This window comes from Streptomyces sp. NPDC017202 (genome assembly GCF_044331705.1).
Lineage (GTDB): Bacteria > Actinomycetota > Actinomycetes > Streptomycetales > Streptomycetaceae > Streptomyces.
This window is the reverse complement of sequence record NZ_JBIRNP010000002.1, coordinates 124,536-142,836: the sequence shown is the minus strand read 5'-3', so window position 1 is coordinate 142,836 and position 18,301 is coordinate 124,536. Positions and strand designations below refer to the sequence as shown.

Sequence of the window (18,301 nt, the reverse complement as noted above, 5' to 3'; positions counted from 1 at the left end):
GACTCCTTCACAGATTTCAGGTGGGGAGGTGAGGTAAGCGGATGTGCCCGGAGTCCGTGTGTGTCCGAGGTTCGGATTTCTGCGTCACCTGCGTCATCTGCGTCATTCGCCGATCTGACCTGCGGTTTCGCGGTGACGCAGCACGGCGGGGACGCGTCACCGGTGACACGGGCCTGCGTCATCGGGTGACGCAGGTGACGCGGGGTGACGCAGGAATCGGCCGTCTGCGTCACCCGCCTTTCGGCAGGTCACCGGCCGTTTTCGGGGTGTGGGTGACGCAGGTGACGCAGCGTCTTCCTACTTGGGACAAAGAGGGGGTGGTGTCTGTTGTGGTGCGCGGCTCAGCGAGTGAAGAACGGGCCGCTTCGCGGCGCGACCTTCGCAGGGCGGCGGCGCCGCCGAACAGCAAGAGGAGCACGCGGCGCCGGGTGCTCCTCTTGCTTGTGCGGGGCGGTCGTGGTGCCGCGCGGTCAGAAGGCCGCTTCCTGCTCGGACGGGGATGGCGCGGCGGCCGGCCGCGCGATCTCGATGTAGCGGGATGTGTTGGTGCGGCCCCAGTCGATGAGGACGCCGCGGGCGGCGAGGGTGGGCTGAAGGCGCTTGAGGCGGTCTGAGAGCACCTTGCCCGTGGTCGGCCATCCTTTGGGCAGGGGGCGGAAGTCCTCGCCCGTGTAGAGGCCGGTGAGGCAGTGCAGCCATTCGGCGGACGTCATCCGTTGCTCGGTGCCCGGGTCGATGCCGGCGGCGTGCTTGAGCACCGTCTGTGCCAACAGGTCGCCCTCGATGACGTCGTCGTTGAGGTCGTCCAGGCTGGCCCGGTAGGCGGCGAGAGCTCCCAGACCGGTGGCGGCGTCGAGCTGCGCGCACAGGTGCGCGAAGTCGGCCATGCGCAGGTCGGTCGGGATGTCCGCGTCCGCCGCCCGCACCTGCACGGTGAGGTCCAGGAGCGAGCCGAGGATGACGGGCAGCACCTCGGCGAAGTCGGACCACAGCTCCGCCTCGGTGCGCCGGACGCGGGGGCGCTCCAGCCGCAGCGGCAGGAGCCGTTCGGCGAGGTCGGGCCGGATCACGCCGACGTCGATGCCGGTCAGGAGCAGAGGCCGGCGGTAGCCGACGCGGAAGACGTCCCCGTCGGTGAACAGCGCGCGCTTGACGTTCTCGGCCCCGGTGACGATGCAGCACATCGCGTCGGACAGGTCCGGGGTCATGTGGGAGAGGTTGTCCAGGGCGGTGACCCATCCCGCGGCCACGGCCGCGATCAGGTTCTCCTCGTCCTTCGGCGCGCGGCGCAGGTCGCCGCTCATGCCCTCGATGATCCGCACGAGCATCCGGCCGCCGGTGGACTTGCCGGCGCCCTGCGGCCCGGTGAGGAACGGCGCGGGCACCGGCACGGTCGGCCCGAGACAGCCGATCAGCCAGGCGATGGCCAGGCATTCGGTTTCCGCGTTGGCGAAGTTGCACAGCCGCATCAGCAGGTCGATGCCCTTGCCGTTGGTGTCCTTGGCCGGCAGGGGCAGTTCCCCGGTGAGCTGGGTGCGCCGCCAGCAAACTTCCCGCGGGTCCGGGGTGCGGATGTCCCAGCCGGTGGGGTGGATACGCACGGACTGCCCGTCGCTGCGCCCAAGGTCGAGCCACGTGGCCCCGTCGAATCCGGGGGCGACGCGGATGTGCACGGGCTGTACGTCCTCGGTCAGTGCGAGTGCCTCGATCAGGTCGAGCGCTTCCTTCATTGCGGTGCCGTTGAACACGCCGATGCCGTCCCTGAACAGTCCGACCATGAGTTCCTGGCGGTGGCTTCCCGTGGTGCCCTGGGAGCGGATCGGGCGGGCCACGGGGTGGCCGTTGCGCTGCGCGTAGACGGTGCCGTCGGCGGTGCGGAAGTAGCGGAAGTGCGCTTGCGCGTAGTCGGTGATGATCTCGCGGGCGGGGGTCTTCTCGTCGTCGGCCATGGTCACAGTCCCAACGTGGTGCGGGCGTTGGTCCACGCGTCCGCGCAGTGCCGCAGCGTTTCGCCCTTGGCCTGCGCGGCGGTGAACAGTCGCGTGATGTGGGTGTCGGTGAGGCAGCCGCACCGGCCGTGCGTGGACAGCACGGCCAGGAACGTCCGGTACACGGTGGCGTGAACGGCGCTGCGGGCGGCGGTGATGCGCTGCTCGGCCATGGCGATGCCCCGTTCGAGGTAGGCGGGCGTGCGGTGCTGGCACTCCCTGCCCCCGACCCGGGTGGGCACGGCGACCGTATGCGGCTCCGGCCGGGCCGGGGACGGCTTCTTCACGGCCAGCGCGCGCACGGCGTCCGGTAGGGCGGTCATGCGGCCGGTGCCGGGTCCGAGGTAGCGGGCGTAGGCCATGGTCGACTTGAGGTCGACGCCGGGGCGGACCGCGTTGTGTGACGCCATGGCGCCCCGGTAGATCCAGTGCTCACCGCGCGTCGTCGGCACGGTCCGGGTGGCGGGCAGGGTGGCGCGGGCCCAGTCGACGGCGGCCGTGTCGTCCAGGTCCACCACGGTCAGCCCGGCGGCGCCGGGGTGGTAGGCCACGGTGACGGCGCGGCGCCATGCGGCCGACCATGCCGGGGAGGTGAGAACGTCCGGGTCGGTGGTGGCGGCGGCCCACGCGTGGCAGACGCCGGGGCACCGGCACGGGCCCATACTCTTCATGTTCGGCCGGCCGCCGCACGCGTTGTTCGCGCAGGCGGGGCAGTTGCCGAACGGCGCCTTCCCCGCGCGCAGCGGCAGCACGGGCACCCCCGCGTCGGCGAGTGCCAGCGCGGTGCGCAGGGCCGGGGGTACGGCGTTCATGCGGCCACCTCCAGCGTGGGGGCGAGGTGAGCGAGGGCGGCACGTCCGATGTGCTCGGTGTAGGCGGGCGGGATGGCTTCGGTGAGTTCCTCGCGCACGTCGGTCCAGTCGATGCCCATGGCGGTCTGCAGCTCGGGGACGGTGGGTTTGCCGCCGCCGTTGCCGTAGGCGGCGACGTAAGGGCCGTCGAAGTACTGGCCGTGGCGGTAGCCGCGCACGCGCCCGCGGTGCGGGACGTGCGCGGGCTGCTCGATGCTCCAGCCGCCGAGTTCGAAGTTGCGGTGCCGGATGACGCCGAGTCCGAACATCTCGCCGCACAGGGTGAGGTCTTTGCGGATCTTCGCGCGGCCGTTGGGCTGCTCGATCACGTAGGGCAGGCCGGTGGCGTCCAGCAGCTCACGGGTCGGCGCTACGAGGTCGACGTGCGCGCGGCCCCAGCCCTGGGAGGCGTTCGTGCCGACGGTGAGGGCGCAGCCGTGCTGGCAGGGCGGGGAGGCGTGCACGAACGCGTACCGGCGAATGCCGCCGGTGGCGATCAGGTGGGCGAGGTGGGCGAGGGCGTCGCCCCGGTGGCGGGGGAAGGGGTAGTTGGGTCGGTCGGCGATGTCGCAGCCGTCGACCGCGAATCCGGCGCGGGCGTAGCCCACGGCGGCGCCGCCGGCGCAGCAGAAGAGGTCCAGTAAGCGGGGCGGCTGGTCGTGCTCTCGCCGGAAGGTGGTGGGTTGCGTCATGCTGGGTGACCTCCAACAGGTCTGTAGTGGGCTGGTTGGGCAAGGGCGGCCCCGGACTTTGGCGAGAACGGGGGCCGCCCTTGGCGTAGCTAGTGGTGGTCGGCGGTCCGGTGGGCGTACTGCTGGCGGACGTAGGCGCGCGGGTCGCAGATAACGGCGGGCTGGTCGAGGTCGAGCAGGAGAAGGGCCGCTTCCTCGGCGACCGCGGTGGTGTCGGTGGACGTGTGGTGCTGGTCGTCGTGCAGGGCGATGCGGTCCAGCAACGCGGCTTTGCGCAGCAGGTAGGTGCGGGCCAGTTCGCTGTCGGCCGGGTTGGCGACGACCGTGCGGGCCGTGCGGGCCACCCATCCGATCTCGCGCGTGATGGTGGGGGCGTCGGCGTAGGCCTGCTCGGCAGTCGGCCAGTCGGCCGGGGTGGGGCGGTGGTCGGCGGTGAGGTAGAGGCGGGTGCGGTCGCCGTCGCGGGTGGGGTGCCGGCGGATGCTGCCGGTGGTGAAGGCGGCGGTGAGCGCGGTGGTGACGCGGTCGGTGTCGGCGGGGTCGCAGATGATGCGGATCTCGAACACGAGCGGGCTCCTGTCAGCCGTGGAAGTGGTTGCGCTTGATGACGGCCTTGCGGATGTTCACCGTGGTCCCGCCGCCGTGCCGGTTGCCGCCGAGGACCTGCACGGCGATCCATCCGCCGAAGACGACGGCGGCGAGGGTGATGAGCTGGGTGACCAGCGCGGCCAGCGCGGTGATGAACGTGGTGAGCATCAGCAGTCCGCCGCACACGGCGAGGAACCCGACGCCGCCGAGGGCGACGTTCACCGCCGCGCGGGAGACGGCCGGCTTGGCGGCCACCGGCTCCGTGCGGCCGTGGTCGACGGCGTAGCCGGTGACGACGCGACCGTCCGGGAGGATCACGCTCGCCACCGTCGGTACGGCGTGCGGCTGCACCGGAACGAGGGGTGCCGCGTACGGCGCGGGCGGGGCGAGGGGGGTGGGCTGGTGGACTTCCACGGCCCGCACGGCGGGCGGCTGGTGGGTGTGGTCGGGGTACATGCGGAATCCATTCCGAACGTTGGTCAGGGAGGCGGCGGCACCCCCTGCGGGGTGCCGCGTGGAGAGGGTTTCGAGGGTGTGGTCTGCGCCCCTCCCTGCCTCCCTGATGGATCATCAGTGCAGGTCAGGTGCAGGGAGGCGGGTGAGGGAGGGTGTCAGGGAGTTCTCCCTGTCTCCCTGACCCGCCGGGGTCGGCTCCCTGTCATCCGTCGGTGGAAGCGGAACCGTCGATGTCGCGGTTGGCGAGGGCGCGGGCGACGCGGTCGCGGGCGACGACCATGACGCCGTCGGACTTGTAGGGCTCGGCGCCGGCGTCGTCGAGGACGCGCTTGAGGTCGATGAACGACCAGCCGCCGTAGGCGTCCGGGTTGCGGGTGGCGAGCCGGGCGAGAACGTCCTTGGTCCGTACCCGGGGTGCGTCGCCGACGACGGCGGCGATGTCGGCGAGCGGGTCGTGTTCCGCGCCGCGGTCGATGGCGTGCAGGGTGGTGACGCCGTCGCGCAGGGCCTTGGCCCGGTCGGTGATCGCGGTGGCGGCGTCGTCGTCGATGTAGTGGGTGCGCACGGTGATGGACGACTGTCCTGCGGGGATGGTGATGCCGTCGGAGGCGACGACCAGGGTTCCCCGGTCCAGACCGGGCCGCAGCAGGTTCGGCGCGGCGCCGCCGTCGACGGCCTTGTCGCCGAGGGCCATGCGGGCCTGCGACTCGGTGCCCAGGGCGAGGGATGCGCGGGTGTGGGCGCCCTCGCGGACCAGCTTGGGCAGGTTCTCGTTGGTGGGGTCCTGGGTGCCCTGCCACATCAGCACGTTCACGGCCCGCCCCTGGTTGTGGATCTTGCGGACGGCCATGAAGTACCGGGAGTTGGCCTTGGCCCCGCCGTAGGGGCGCTTGTCGGCGTCCTTGGCCGGGCACATGAACGCCACCTGCGCCTCGTCGACCAGCACGATCAGCGGCGGGAACGTCGTGCCGGGCGGGGCCTGGATACGGCGGTTCATCTCGTCGACGGCGCCTTCGACCATCTCGGTCACCTGGATCACGTGCTCATCGGTCGGCCCCTGGATGAGGGTGGTGGCGAGCCCGTCGAACATGGCCCAGTCGCCCACGCCCTTGAGGTCGCCCATGAGGAACTGCACCGACCGGTCCAGCGACAACCACAGGGCCAGGGAGCGCAGGGCCACGGTCTTGCCCTGGTTCGACAGGCCCGTGATCAGGAGGTGGCGCTGGTAGAGGGACAGGGCGGCGGCGTCGCCACGCAGGTCCTGCCCCCACGGTGCCTTTCCCTTGGCGTAGTCGGCGGTCATCGTGTCGTCGGTGACCAGCGGGGACGGGCCGATCGGCTCGTCCAGCGCCCCGGAGTCGGCGACCCACAGCCGCACCGTGCGCGCGGCCTGCGGGATCGTGATGAACACTTCGTGCTCGTGCCGGGTGAGGTTCTCGGCGAGCTTCCTGCGCTTGTTCTGCACCTCGTTGGTCGACACCCCGGACGGGAGGGTCACGTCGACCTCCACGCCGCATCCGGCGATGGTGATCGGCCCGAGCATGGACGCGCCGGCGTCACCCATTTCCTTGATGGCGCGGGCCAGGGCGGGGACGCCGAGGTCGCGCAGGGCCTTGACCACGATGGACGGCGTGATCGGCTCCCCCTCGCCCGACCGGATGTTGGCGGGCAGGGCCCAGGCGGGGGCGGCGTGCTGCTTGCGTCCCACCGACCACAGGGCGAGCAGGGCGAGGAACGGGCCGATGGTGAGGGCCGGTCCCCACACGATCTGCACGATGCGGATGAGCAGGGCGATGAAGTCGATGGTCGCCGACAGCGGGGTGATGACGTCCCCGACGTGGCCGGTGTTGATCGCCATGACGACGCCGAGGGCGACCAGGACACCGACGCTCATGCCGGCGCCGACGACCACGCCCTTGGCGGCTTCCACGGGCGAGTGGAGCAGGTCCATGCGGCGGTGGTGGCGGGCGGCGCGGAAGCGCTGCAACCGCTCCTCCCACTCCTCGGCCGCTTCCAGGTTCCCCGCGGCCTCCGCCGCCCGGATCATCCGCTCGTATCGGGACCCGGTGCGGCCGTCCCAGGTGCGGCGGGCCACGATCCGCCCACCGTTAAACGTGTAGGACGCGTGCCGTGCGACGGCCCGCACGGTCGTGCGGGTGGTCTCGTGGGTGACGGCCGTCTTCACCGCGCGGCCGGACCGCACCCACAGGGGAACGGGCCGGGCCGGCGGGGCGTCGGGCACCACGGTGAGCACCGTGGGCGTGGTGCCGTCGGTCGGGGGGGCGGTGGGCTTGTGGAGGTGAACGACGTTCTCGGACATGCTGGAACTGCTCCTGACTGCCCCCACTGGGGGCGGGAGTAAGTGGGAGTGCAGGTGCCGGGGTGGCCGGGTCCGTGGAAAGAGCGACCACCCCGGCGGGCGAGGGAGTGGGCTGGTCAGAACCAGCCGGACGACTTCCTCTTGGCGGCCTTGGCGCGGGCGGCCTCCGTGATGAGCCGCTGCCGCTCGCCGTGCAGCGCGGTCAGCTCCGCGTTCAGCCGCATCTCGGCGGCGGTGCCGGTGGTGTCCATGCGCTGCTCGGCACGGCCCGCGCTGCGGCCGCGGGTGATCTGGTAGGCGCCGCCGGCCAGGGCGCGGGCCATGGCACGGCGCTCGCTGCCGTTCAGCGGCCACCACTCACCGCGGCGCACGGCCTCCAGCTTCTTGGTCGTCTTCTCGATCTCACGGTCAAGGCGGCGCAGGTCGGAGTTGGCCATCAGGTGTTCCCTTCGGACCCGGGCGGGTCGGAGTGGGCGCACGGCACGCAGGTGCCGAGCACGGCGGGCAGGGTGGTGATCAGGCGACGCGCTTCCACGCGGCGCGCAGGCGGACTTCGGAGGCGGAGTGGCCGGCCGCGCGGAAGCGGACGGCCATCTCGCGATACGACAGGGCCGGGGTCTGGCTGTGCCGGATGGAGTCCACCAACGCGTCCAGCTCCGCATCCGTGAGCGCGGGCCCCTCCAGAGCGGGCACGGGCTCGGTGGGGCCCCAGACGGGGAGCTGCCAGTGGGATGTGACGCCGGGTGTGACGCGGGCCGTCACGCTGGTCAGGGCCCTGCCGGTGTCCTCCCCGGCACGGGCCCGCTCCAGCGTCGACCACGCCCCGGCAAGCGTGTCGGCGGTGCGGGCCTGGACGCGGGCGACGCGCGCCCCGGCCTGCGTCACGGCCGTCAACCGCGTCTCCTCGGTCGCCGCTTCCGCCCGCAGGCGGGCGCGGGCCACGGCCGCCTCGTCCCGCGCCTCCTGCTGAATGCCGCGGATGGCGCCGAGGGCGGAGGGGGTGAGCGCGGTGCGCTCCCACAGCCCGTGCACCAGCCACAGCGCCTTGGCCGCGACCGGCAGCCACGCCACCGCCAGCCACGCGCCGGCCGAGTGCTCCGCGGTGAGCGCGTGAGCGACCAGCACGGCGGTGGCGATCAGGCCGAAGGACCAGCCGACGGCGGTCACGACGGGGCTGTGGTCGCCCTGCGCGGCCAGACGGCGTTCATAGGCGAGGGTGGCCAGCCATCCCCCGTCGATGCCGAGCCCGACGACCAGGGCGACCGGCCAGGGCACGGCGCCGCCGAGCCACATCATGACCACGGCCAGGGTGAGGACCATGGACACGGCCGTCATGGCGACGGCGGGCAGCACGGTCTTGGCGTTCACGCCGCACCCCCGAGAGCGATCAGGGCGGCGAGGACGAGCAGGGCGGCGCCGGCCATGGTCAGGTCGACCGCGCGGCGCAGGCAGGTGAACTTGGCCACCGCGATCCGCGACAGCCCGGCAATGTCGGCGGCCAGGTCGGTGCCGCTCACCGTGGCCGTGATCTCTTCGGCGGTCAGGGTGGCCCACAGCGGGAACCCGAAGCGTTCCCGCCGGTTGCCCAGGTTCGGGCGGGTCGAGCGCAGCAGCAGACCGGCCGCCGCGACCAGCACCGCCACCCCCGCCCCGCCCGCGACGCCCGCGGCCGGGTTCATCGGGATCTCGCGGGCCAGGGACACCGTGCCGGCGAGGACCGCGCCGACGAACGCCAGCAGCAGAGCCGTTTTGGTGTCGGTCCGCGTGATCTCCGCCTTCACCTCCGCGTGAGCGGCGGTCAGCTTCTCGTTCGGGGCGCTCATGCCGCACCGCCCGACAGGCTCGTACCGGCGGTGCGGTTGACCAGGTCCCGCCGCGCGGCCAGCACCCGGTGGCGGGCCCGGCGGATACGGCGGGCGTCCACCTCGGTCGGCGTGCGGTCCAACGTGATGATCTGCGCGTCGAGCAGGTCGACCTCCGCCGCGATCAGCGGGAGTTCCTGCTCGATCGCGTCCAGCTCCGCGGCCGTCGGCTCCATGAAGTCGGCGAACGCGGTAACAGCGTCCTGAACAGTCACGATGTGGTCCATTGGGTCGTGTGTCCTTCCACAGGGGTGAACGGCCCGAACAGCGGCCCCGGTGCTCGAACACCGGGGCCGCGCGCCGTTGGAGACAGAAAGGTCCGGCTCCCTGCCACCCCGCCCGTACGGCCAGCGCACACGGCGCTGCCGGACGGGCGGAGGAGGCAACCGGCCGCAGCGCTATCCGCTGCGATGGCAGGAAGAAGAGCGGACCGGTTCGGCCGCGAGCGGATGCACGGCTCACGGGCCGGGGTCGCGTACGGGCGCCGCCGACCGGTCCATCACGGCGGCGCCCACAGGGTTCGTCGAAGCATCGGAACTCCCAGAAGTCGAAGGGGCACGGAAACAGCACTGCAAGGGGGACCACGTCCCCACACGCCGGCCGTTGCTCGCGGTCACCGGGCCACCTCGCCAGTACGGGCCGAAACCCTGTTCCACCTGGCCTTTAGCGGGATTGCAGCGTCCCCGCCCTGCGCATCTACGCAGGCGGAAGCAACTCAAGGGAATTGCTCCGCTTGCTCAACTTGTTGGTACAAGCTGATGCAGTGATGCTGCACCCGCAGGCGGCTAGCCGTCAAGAGATTGGGGCCCACATGTACCAACAAGTTGAGCGAGTGCGTCATGATGGGCGCATGAGCAAGCAACCGAAGTACCGACAGGTGGCCGACGCCCTACGTCGCGAGATCGTGAACGGCGCGTTCGACCGCGACCGTCGGTTGCCCTCAGAAAGTGAGCTGTCAGCCCGGTTCGACGCCTCCCGCAACACCGTTCGGTCCGGGCTCGCCCTGCTGGTCGGCGAAGGGCTGATCACGTCCAGCCAGGGACTGGGGTACGAAGTTCGTTCACACGAGGTGTTCGAACTCAACGCCTCGCGCTTCGAGAACCTGGACTTCCCCCACAACGGGGACGCCTACAACACCGACGTCACGAATGCCGGCCGTCGGCCCCACCAGACGTTCCGCGTGGAGATGCTGCCCGCGCCCGAAGAGGTCGCGGAACGACTGAAGATCGAGAAGGGGAGCAAAGCGGTTCTGCGGTTCTGCCACCGGTACGTGGACGACGTGCCGTGGTCCACGCAGGCGACGTACTACCCGGCTTGGCTGATCGAAGAGTCTCCCCGCTTGGCTGAACCCGGGGACATCGAAGAGGGGACCACGAGGTACCTGGCCGCACGAGGAATCGAGCAGATCGGTTACTTCGACGAGATCGCGACGCGTATGCCGACGCCGGAAGAGGCTCGCCTCTTGGAGATGAGCGCCGGCGTGCCCGTACTGCTCTGGACGCGTACGGGCTACTCGTCAGACCGTCCCATCCGGTGCACCATCACGACGTTCCGGGGCGACCTGAACCGGATGAACTACGAGATCGGCGACCTTGCCGGCCGAAGCGAGAGCACGTGATCATCACACCCGCCGAACCGCACGACGTTGCCAAGCTGCTGTTCTTCCGTGAGGAGGCAGCAGCTTGGCTGCGCGGCATCGGCTCCGACCAGTGGAGCCGCCCGTACCCTGCAGACAAACTGTTGGCCACGATCGAAGCGGGCACGGTCTTCATGCTCCGCGACGGGCACACGACCGCGGGCACCATCACGCTTACGCCGGATGCGGAAGAGGGGCTGTGGACCGATGACGAACTGGCCGAACCTTCCATGTTTGTCAACAAGTTGACCATTGCCCGCGAGTACGCCGGACAGAACCTTGGCGGCCGGTTGCTCGATTGGGCCGGCGACCGTGCACACCGGGCGGGTGCGCGGTGGGTGCGGTTGGACGCGTGGACGACGAACGAGGGACTCCAGCGGTACTACCTCGCGCAGGGCTTCACCCACGTCCGTACGGTCCGCGAGGGGGCCGCGGTGAACGGCGGACCGCGAGTCTCTGGATGGCTCGCGCAACGGGCGGCGCGGCTGGCAGAGCACGGCTTCGCGGACCGTACACCCGCGCCTGCGCGTCTTCCGTTTGCGGCCTAACCGGAGACTGCATGGTCGACGTTGTCGTGGGCGGCCCTCCTTACCTGTCAAGCCGGTAGCCGTTAACCCCACAGTCGGTAAAGGGTGCAATCGCCTATTGCCACTTACTGTAGGTCGATTGGCGGATTCTAACGGGCCCCACTGACAATCCGTGGTGTCCTGACGTCACATCGGCTCGCATTACCCGTCGGTTACTTAATGTGACGTAGCTCATTGGTGCGTCTGTAAAGCTGCAGCCCACAGGGTTGTCCACCGTTTTCAAGGTGTTTACACAGGGTCATGCACAGCTTCCGTGCCCTTTATCCACAGGCGGCGTCCGCGCCCTGTGGATAACCAGATTGGCGCCCGGCTGAGGGAGTGTCATGCTCCCCTGGCGCTGCGCTAGTTGTGCGTTTGGTGTCAGTGCCGTGCGCTAGCTTTGCGGCCACGGAAAACCAATGGGGCGCCCGTCTCTCGCCAAAGAAGCCCGGGCGCCCCACACACAAACCCAGGAGGAAGAATGACCCTGCGCCAGGTTCGAATCACACCCGCCCTCGCGTTGGAGGGGGGTGCACTGCTTCGCACTTTCGCACACGGCACTGACAGCCGCAACAGTCAGTTGATCTTGCTCGCGGCAGTGTTGGGCTGTGTGATTAACGGTGACACGGTCACCGGCATTTTGCGGCAGGCCACTTGGCTCGTCGTCGCTCTGATCATCTTGATCATTTTGCGTACCGTCGAGACTCGGATTGCAGCCGTCCCGCGGCCGGCGTGATCGGACGGGGCGCCTGACTCATGCCTGCTGAACAGGTGCCCTGCGGCCATCCTCTGGCCAGACTCGTCCGGCCAGAGGATGTTCCCCGCCGCTTTGACTGCTCCGCCGCAGGTAGACAGGCCGCGAAGGGTTCATCCAAGAAGTCTGTGCACCGGTCTTGAAAACCGTCGTGGCAGCGATGTCACCGTGAGTTCGAATCTCACCGCCTCCGCATGGTGAGCAGTAAGAACGGCCCCTGACCTGGGTAGTTGGTCGGGGGCCGTTCGCTTGCCCGGACTCCGGGACTTCCCACTGCTCCTCGTGGTTCCCCGCTCGATCGGGCACGAGCGGGGCACGGCGCTCGAGGTGCGGCCTCATCGGCAGTCCCGAAGCAGGAACCGTGAGATGGACGTCAACGCAGCCGGCGACACCGGGGGCTCGCGGACGAGGAGCCGACGCAGGGTGCCCCACGCCCGCGACATGATCCGTCGGACAGGCCCTAACCGACCTCGTACTGGCCGACCTCCAGGAAGTGGCGCAGCGCTTCCGGGGTGTTGTCGTCGAGGGCGGCGCCGGCCGCTGCGCGCAGGGCGTCGCTGATACCGGGGTTGGCGAGGAGCCGGAAAATGGCGACCCGGTCGTCCTCGGCCTGGGCCAGGCGGTAGCCCGTCTCCAGCCAGGCGCGCGTCTGTCGGGGATCGTCGTTGTCGAGAAGCTGGTTGACTTCCGCACGGACGCGCCTGCCGCTGTCCGGGTCGGCGAGGATCCGGGCGAGCGCGACCCGGTCGTCCTCGGCCTGGGCGAGGGGATAGCCCGTCTCCAGCCAGGCGCGCATCTCCTCCACGGTGCCGCTGTCGAGGAGTGCGTTCGCCTCCCGGATCACGCGCCTGCCGCTGTCGGGGTCGGCGAGGATGCGGGCTATCGCCACCCGCAGGTCGTCCGCACCCATCTCGTCGTAGGGCGAGCCGGCCGTCCCGACGGTGACTGCGGGGGCGATGGAGGCGGCCATGGACGGCGTGGCGAATAACAGCGCCGGGGCAAGAGCGCCTGCGGCCACAGCAAGGATCACGCGAGTCGATCTCATGAGGTCAACCACCTTTGTCATGTTCAAGGGGTGTGGTGCTGGGATCCTCCCAGAAGGGGAAGGGCCGGCGCATTGCCGGGATCGGGCAACCTTCGCCGATCACGCTTGCCAGTGGCTCGCATCACTGCGGCTGACCCGCCCTTCGACGGGCCGCTTGCGTCCTGCCTCGAAGTCGCGGCACAAGTGGCCTCCTGCCGGCCCTCCGCCGGGGGTGCCGGGCCGGCGCTCGTGGCGGCCGTGGCGGGGAGTCGCCCGGGCCGTCAGCGGGTCAGGTGCGGGCACCGGCGGCCGGGTCGTGCAGACAGAGCGCGATGTTGCGGACCGCGGCGGTGAGTTCCTCGATCACCCGGGCCGCCTGCTCGGCGTTGTGGAAGGCCGGGCGCCCGGCCAGGGACAGGCCCAGCTTCTCCGCCGCCTGGAGGGCCTGCCCGGCGTGCTCTGCGGGAGCGGACGCGGCGGGTACGGCGGGGACGGCCGCCTCGGCCGCGGGAGGCGGTGGGGGCGCGGCGGGCCGGCCCGGCACGATCGGATCCGCCGCGGGTGCGTCGGAGAACGAGTGCGCGCCGGAGAACGAGTGGGCGCCGGAGGTCGCGGGTGCGTCGGGGATCGAGTGCGTGCCGGAGAACGAGTGCGCACCGGAGTTCGTGGGTGTGCCGGAGAACGAGTGCGCACCGGAGGCCGCGGGTGTGCCGGAGGTCGTGGGCGTCGGCTCGGGGGCGACCGGCGCCGACGGACCGGCCGGCATCGCGCCGCTCGCCGCTTCTCCCCGGTACCGGTCGAACGGGACGTGGAAGGCGCCGGAGTCGCCGGTCATGGAGACGCAGTCCTCCTCCCCCGGCCGTGGCGGTGCGACCGGTACGGGGTGCGTGCTCCGGGAGACGTGCTCGGCGTGCGGGGCCAGGTCCGGCGCGTTGCGGGTCCGGGGCAGCACGAAGTGCTCGAAACCGGGGAACGCCAGGGTGGTGGGGTGCGTGGCGGGACGCGGGTTGTGCTCGGTCTGCCACTGCATGCGGTAGCAGTCGACCTGGTCGGCGCAGGCGGCACGGGCGTGGAAGACCGCGGTGTCCTCCCCCAGGGGCGGGTACCAGAGGTTCGGCCCGGGGAAGCGCACGGTCCGCACCCGCGGCCTGATCGGCTCGGCGCACCCCATGCAGCAGCCCTCCGGCACCATGAGCGGGATGCCGCCGTTCTGCTCCGGCCAGCGGGGGCCGCCCTCCCAGCGGTACTCCCCGTGACGGCAGGGCGGCAGCTCGCCGCAGGAGCGGCAGACGGCGTAGTGCTCCGGGAGAACCTCCCAGTCGTGGCTGGCGGGGGCGCACCAGTGCTTCGGCGTGGAGCGGGGCAGGTTCTCGTTGCGCAGGACGAGGACCACCGGGCGCTTGTAGAACTCGGCCCGTTCGGGAGCGGGTTTGCCCGCCTGGTTGTTGGCCCGGCGCAGCTCGTTGGCGTGCCACCACAACTCCACGTGGTCGCGCCACGCCTTCTCGTAGATGTCCGGCCACCGGTCGCCGGCGTAGCTGTTGATCTCCAGGATCCGCCATGCCTGCCGGTCGAGTACCACGATGGAGCCGGCCCGCAGCCGCATGTGTGTTCCGTTGTCACCCTCGTCCGGCCAGTCGTGCCGACCGATGCGGGTGGGCTGGTCTGGGTGCCATCTGCGAGCCTGCATGTCATGCTCCTCGGCACGAAACTTCATAGTTTCAACTGGGGCAGTTGATGACATTCTGAACAATCAGGACGTTTAACTCGGTGTAGACACGCGCACACTGTTGACCGAAGACGGCCGGAAACGCTTTCCGCGACACCGATTCTTTTGGAAACACCCTTGGATGCGGGCTTTTTCGGCCCTCGGGGGTCACCGGACCCCGGTGTTTCGCCGAGCACGCAACAGTGACCCCGTACCCCGTCGTCCTGCCTCGACGCCCACCGTACGGGTGATGTCGCTTCGGTGGACGGCACTCCGTACGTGTGTATTGCACCGTGTCCCCGTCACCCGACGCCGTGCGGAACCTGCTGACGGTCGGTCACGGACGGCAGGGGAAGCGGAGCGCCTGACCCTCACGTGGCGTGCTGCCGCATGGTCGGTGGTGTGGAAGAGCACCTGACCGTCGGGCGCGTGGCCGAGCCGGCCGACGTGACCGTCCACGCTGCACCACTACGACGAGATCGGCCTCGTGCGGCCGTCCGCGCGGACGGCCGCCGGGTACGGGGCCTGCTCGGTCGGTGACGTGGAGCGGCTGCGGGAGATGCTCGCCCACCTGCGGCTGGGCTTCGGACTGCGCGAGATCGCGGATCCGGTGGACGACCCGGCCACCGACGCGGTCGCGCGCCTGCGCCGGCTGCGCGGCCTGCTGCTGGAGCAGCGCGACCGCGCCGCCGCCCTGGTGACGGCCATCGACAAGGAACTGCAGGCGCGGGCGATGGGGATCAGGACGACGCCGGAGGAGCAACTGAGACTTTCCGGGGCGCAGTTGTACGACGCCATCGGGCCCGACCACCCGGCGACGCGGCGCACCGAGCCGCGGATCGCCGCGAGGGTCTGGGAGGCCGCTCGGGGACGCGCGGGGACGCTAGGCGACGCGCGGTGAACGCCGAGGCCGGTACCGGCTCCTACGAGCCCCCCGACCGTGACGTCACGGCGGTGGAACCGTCGGCGGTCATGCGGGCGCAGCGCCCAGTCGGTGCGGCGCCGTGCGTGGCCGCAGCCGCGGAGAGCCTCCCGTTCGAGGACCGGTCCTTCGACGCCGCGATGGCCTTCCGTACCGTCCACCACTGGCGGGACCCGGTCGCCGGGCTGCGCGAGATGCGGCGCGTGGCCCGCCGCGTGGTGGTGTTCACGCACGACGCCGGTGACGCCGGATGGCGTCTGAGGTTCTGGCTCACCCGTGACTACCTGCCCGAGGTCGCCGGCCTGGTCGCGGGCCGGCCCCCGGTGGGCCGGCCGGCCCGGATGGTCGGGGCCCGCATGGAGCCGGTGCTCGTTCCGTGGCACTGTGCCGACGGCTTCCCGGAGGCCTGCTGGCGCCGGCCCGAGGCGTACCTGGACGAACGGGTGCGCCGCGCGGTGCCGGTGTGGACCAGGGGCGGGCCGCAGGCCGAGCGGCGGCGGTGGACGAACTCCGCGACGGCCTCTCCTCGGGCCGGTGGGCCGAACGCACCCCCGATCTCGTCGCCCTCGACGCGGCGGAGCTCGGTCTCCGCCTGCTCGTGGCGTGAATCGTCGTGAGGTCGCCATCGGAAGGGGTGCCACCCTCCCAGGTGGCACCCCTTCCGCGTTCCCCCGTCACGGTGGCTCGTGGGGGCCGGTGGCCCGGTGGGTGGTGTCGGGGGGCGGCGGGGGCCGGTGGCGGGTCATGCGGGCCGCCGAGGCCAGGGTCGAGCGGGCCTCCCGGGGTGGGAGGCCGGTGCGGACGGCCGCGTCGACGAGGGCTTCGGTGAGGGCCTCGCCGATGCCGTCCTCGTAGGCCCGGCAGGCCGCCCAGTACAGGCGGGTGTTGCGTTGTCCCCGGTGGGCCGCGAGGACGAACTGGACGAGGCCGTGGCCGTGTGCTCCGCCGGTCGCCGGGGACGCCCGGCGGGGGAGGCGGGGCGGGGGGAGGAGCAGGCGCAGCAGGGCGCGGGGGCAGGGGGCGGGGACGAGGTGCCCGGTGCCGGGGGCGACGGCGTACACGCCGCGGTCGGTGCGGGAGCCGGGGCCGACGAGGTAGCCGCCGGCGCCGCGGATGTCGATGCCGGGGGCGAGGCGGCCGGCCGAGTTGGGGACGACGAGGTCCGCGGGGCCGGTGAGCCAGAGGTGGCGGCCGCCGGAGGGGGTGAGGACGACGACCGTGGGCGGGATGGTGAAGAGGTGGCGCAGGGCGAGTTCGCGCAGGGCGGTGGTGGAGTCGGTGCCGGACTTGGTGTCGAGGTCGACGCCGATCAGGTGGTGCGGGGGGAGTCCGCAGGCGATGCCGTAGCCGGTGGCCCAGGGGGCGGCGGCGAACAGTTCGCGGATGCGCGCGGGGTCGGTGCTGGCGTCGTACACGCCGTGGCCCGGGCGGCCGCACTCGCCGTGGCAGGGCGGGACTGCGGGGTCGTCGCGGTGCGGGGAACGCAGGGCGGGTGGGTGGGGGGAACGCAGCGCGGGGAGCTTGGTGCGGGACAGGGGGATGACGGCCAGGCCGCGTTCGGCGGCCGACAGGGCGTGGGCGAGGGCCAGGGTGGTGGCCTGCCGGGGGTACCGGTCCGTGGTGGCCATGACTCTATTTTCGTACATGTGTTCGAGAAAGGGAAGGGGGTGACCGCCCTCCGGCGCCGGTCCGCCTCCTTCCGTGCCGGGTGTGCTCCGTGGTGTGGGAGCGCGTCCGCGCGGCGGTGCTACGGCGTCGCCGCGCGGACGCTTCCGTGTGGGCGGAGGGCGGCCGGCCCCGGCGGTGGCGCAGGCCTGACGGCCGGTCAGCGGCGTTGTGCCGAGGGCGTGGTGGTGAGGGACGGGTGGCACGGGAGAGGCGCCGGAAGCGCCGCGGGCGTCGGACGGGCCGGAAGCGCGGTGGAGAGGGGCGGTTGAAGGGGTGAGGGAAGGCGCGGCTGAAGGCCTGCGAGGGCCGGCCCGTCCCGCCGGCCGCGGTCGCCGGTGCCGGCCGGGGCGCCGCCCGTGCCCCCGGTCGCCGCGGGTGCGGGAGTGCTGAGCCCGGCGCCGGGGCCGCCGGCCGACGGCTGAGACGGGGCCGGGATGCGCCGGTGCCGTCGGCGTGCGGCCCCCAGGGGTGATCCCGCAGGAGCGGGCGTGGTCTCGTCCACCTTCAGGAGGTGGAGCCGGTGCCGCCCCTACAACCTGAGGCGGACTCGCCTTCGGCACCTACGGCCGATCCGCGGGAGGCGGGGGCGAACCTAGCGTGGAGCCCATGACCACACCCGTCTGCACCCGCGCTTCGAACGGCAAGACGCGGCCATCTCCGTACCCGTCCTTCACGTCGTACGTCAGCGCCCGTCAGCCGGTGCTGCTGCGCACCGCGCGGTCGCTGACCGCGAACCCGAGCGACGCCGAGGACCTGCTGCAGACCGCGCTCGCCAAGACCTATGTCGCGTGGGAGCGGATCGAGGACCACGGGGCGCTCGACGGCTACGTCCGCCGGGCCCTGCTGAACACGCGCACCTCGCAGTGGCGCAAGCGCAAGGTCGACGAGTTCGCCTGCGAGGAGCTGCCGGAGCCGGAGCCGCGGCCCGGCGACGGGGACCCGGCCGAGCGGCAGGCGCTGCACGACGCGATGTGGCGGGCGATCATGAAGCTGCCGGCCCGGCAGCGGGCGATGGTCGTCCTCAGGTACTACGAGGATCTCAGTGAGGCGCAGACGGCCGAGGTGCTCGGCGTCTCGGTGGGCACGGTGAAATCGGCGGTGTCGCGGGCGCTCGGCAAGCTCCGGGAGGACCCTGAGCTGGACGTCGTCCGCTAGCGCGCCGACGTCGCGGTACGGCGCGGGCGGCAACGTGACCCGATCGATCCCCGCCCCCTAGTGACATACCGCGCGGTATGTGCGCAGAATCAGCGCAACCGTTACCACCGC

General features: G+C 71.5%; 17 protein-coding genes and 1 pseudogene. 5 read left to right on the top strand and 13 right to left on the bottom strand.

What is annotated here, in order from left to right; genetic code table 11:
• Nucleotides 1-470 precede the first annotated feature (470 nt).
• From ACH4N1_RS04870 to ACH4N1_RS04825, 10 genes are all read right to left on the bottom strand, one after another.
• Nucleotides 471-1,949, bottom strand: coding sequence for an ATP-binding protein (locus tag ACH4N1_RS04870; RefSeq protein ID WP_398095232.1), 1,479 nt, complete (start codon nt 1,947-1,949; stop codon nt 471-473).
• A gap of 2 nt (nt 1,950-1,951) precedes the next feature.
• Nucleotides 1,952-2,800 carry a bifunctional DNA primase/polymerase gene (locus tag ACH4N1_RS04865; protein WP_398094552.1) on the bottom strand — a complete coding sequence of 283 codons (849 nt, stop codon included), beginning with the start codon at nt 2,798-2,800 and terminating at the stop codon, nt 1,952-1,954.
• Nucleotides 2,797-3,531 carry a DNA methylase gene (locus ACH4N1_RS04860; protein WP_398094550.1) on the bottom strand — a complete coding sequence of 245 codons (735 nt, stop codon included), beginning with the start codon at nt 3,529-3,531 and terminating at the stop codon, nt 2,797-2,799. The genes ACH4N1_RS04865 and ACH4N1_RS04860 overlap by 4 nt, the downstream gene beginning before the upstream one ends.
• 89 nt (nt 3,532-3,620) lie before the next feature.
• The gene (locus tag ACH4N1_RS04855) at nt 3,621-4,097 is read right to left on the bottom strand and encodes a hypothetical protein (RefSeq protein WP_398094549.1); all 477 of its coding nucleotides are present in this window, start codon (nt 4,095-4,097) and stop codon (nt 3,621-3,623) included.
• Between the two features lie 13 nt (nt 4,098-4,110).
• Entirely contained in the window at nt 4,111-4,575 is a 465-nt protein-coding gene (locus ACH4N1_RS04850; protein WP_398094547.1) for a hypothetical protein, read from the bottom strand.
• A gap of 202 nt (nt 4,576-4,777) precedes the next feature.
• Nucleotides 4,778-6,895, bottom strand: coding sequence for an FtsK/SpoIIIE domain-containing protein (locus tag ACH4N1_RS04845; RefSeq protein WP_398094546.1), 2,118 nt, complete (start codon nt 6,893-6,895; stop codon nt 4,778-4,780).
• 116 nt (nt 6,896-7,011) lie between these two features.
• On the bottom strand, nt 7,012-7,332 hold the full coding sequence (locus tag ACH4N1_RS04840; protein WP_398094545.1) for a hypothetical protein: 321 nt from the start codon (nt 7,330-7,332) through the stop codon (nt 7,012-7,014).
• 79 nt (nt 7,333-7,411) lie between these two features.
• A complete protein-coding gene (locus ACH4N1_RS04835; RefSeq protein ID WP_398094544.1) occupies nt 7,412-8,263 on the bottom strand; it encodes a protein spdB in 852 nt (283 codons plus the stop codon).
• Entirely contained in the window at nt 8,260-8,718 is a 459-nt protein-coding gene (locus tag ACH4N1_RS04830) for a Pycsar system effector family protein (protein WP_398094543.1), read from the bottom strand. Before ACH4N1_RS04830 ends, ACH4N1_RS04835 begins: the two co-directional genes overlap by 4 nt.
• Nucleotides 8,715-8,984, bottom strand: a complete 270-nt coding sequence (locus ACH4N1_RS04825) for a DUF6284 family protein (RefSeq protein ID WP_398094542.1) — start codon at nt 8,982-8,984, stop codon at nt 8,715-8,717. The genes ACH4N1_RS04830 and ACH4N1_RS04825 overlap by 4 nt, the downstream gene beginning before the upstream one ends.
• Before the next feature lie 623 nt (nt 8,985-9,607).
• On the opposite strand from ACH4N1_RS04825, the gene ACH4N1_RS04820 reads away from it, so the two are divergent.
• The 3 genes from ACH4N1_RS04820 to ACH4N1_RS04810 all read left to right on the top strand — a co-directional run bounded on the left by ACH4N1_RS04820 (nt 9,608) and on the right by ACH4N1_RS04810 (nt 11,695).
• Nucleotides 9,608-10,375 (top strand): GntR family transcriptional regulator, encoded by a 768-nt coding sequence (locus ACH4N1_RS04820; protein WP_398094540.1) that lies wholly within the window; start codon nt 9,608-9,610, stop codon nt 10,373-10,375.
• Nucleotides 10,372-10,941: a GNAT family N-acetyltransferase gene (locus ACH4N1_RS04815; protein WP_398094538.1), complete on the top strand. Its 570-nt coding sequence runs from the start codon at nt 10,372-10,374 to the stop codon at nt 10,939-10,941. The genes ACH4N1_RS04820 and ACH4N1_RS04815 overlap by 4 nt, the downstream gene beginning before the upstream one ends.
• A gap of 499 nt (nt 10,942-11,440) precedes the next feature.
• Nucleotides 11,441-11,695, top strand: a complete 255-nt coding sequence (locus ACH4N1_RS04810) for a hypothetical protein (RefSeq protein ID WP_398094537.1) — start codon at nt 11,441-11,443, stop codon at nt 11,693-11,695.
• Between the two features lie 478 nt (nt 11,696-12,173).
• On the opposite strand, the gene ACH4N1_RS04805 is transcribed toward ACH4N1_RS04810, so the two are convergent.
• Together ACH4N1_RS04805 and ACH4N1_RS04800 are read right to left on the bottom strand one after the other, a co-directional pair.
• Entirely contained in the window at nt 12,174-12,758 is a 585-nt protein-coding gene (locus ACH4N1_RS04805) for an ALF repeat-containing protein (protein ID WP_398094535.1), read from the bottom strand.
• Nucleotides 12,759-13,026: 268 nt separating this feature from the next.
• Nucleotides 13,027-14,427, bottom strand: a complete 1,401-nt coding sequence (locus ACH4N1_RS04800; RefSeq protein ID WP_398094533.1) for a hypothetical protein — start codon at nt 14,425-14,427, stop codon at nt 13,027-13,029.
• 408 nt (nt 14,428-14,835) lie between these two features.
• Between ACH4N1_RS04800 and ACH4N1_RS04795 the strand changes: the two are divergent.
• A pseudogene (locus tag ACH4N1_RS04795) lies at nt 14,836-15,974 on the top strand (methyltransferase domain-containing protein).
• Nucleotides 15,975-16,041: 67 nt separating this feature from the next.
• Here ACH4N1_RS04795 and ACH4N1_RS04790 read toward each other — a convergent pair.
• Complete coding sequence (locus ACH4N1_RS04790; RefSeq protein ID WP_398094532.1) at nt 16,042-16,995, bottom strand: bifunctional DNA primase/polymerase; 954 nt, start codon at nt 16,993-16,995, stop codon at nt 16,042-16,044.
• Between the two features lie 646 nt (nt 16,996-17,641).
• Between ACH4N1_RS04790 and ACH4N1_RS04785 the strand changes: the two genes are divergently transcribed.
• The gene (locus tag ACH4N1_RS04785) at nt 17,642-18,190 is read left to right on the top strand and encodes a SigE family RNA polymerase sigma factor (RefSeq protein WP_398094531.1); all 549 of its coding nucleotides are present in this window, start codon (nt 17,642-17,644) and stop codon (nt 18,188-18,190) included.
• Nucleotides 18,191-18,301 lie beyond the last annotated feature (111 nt).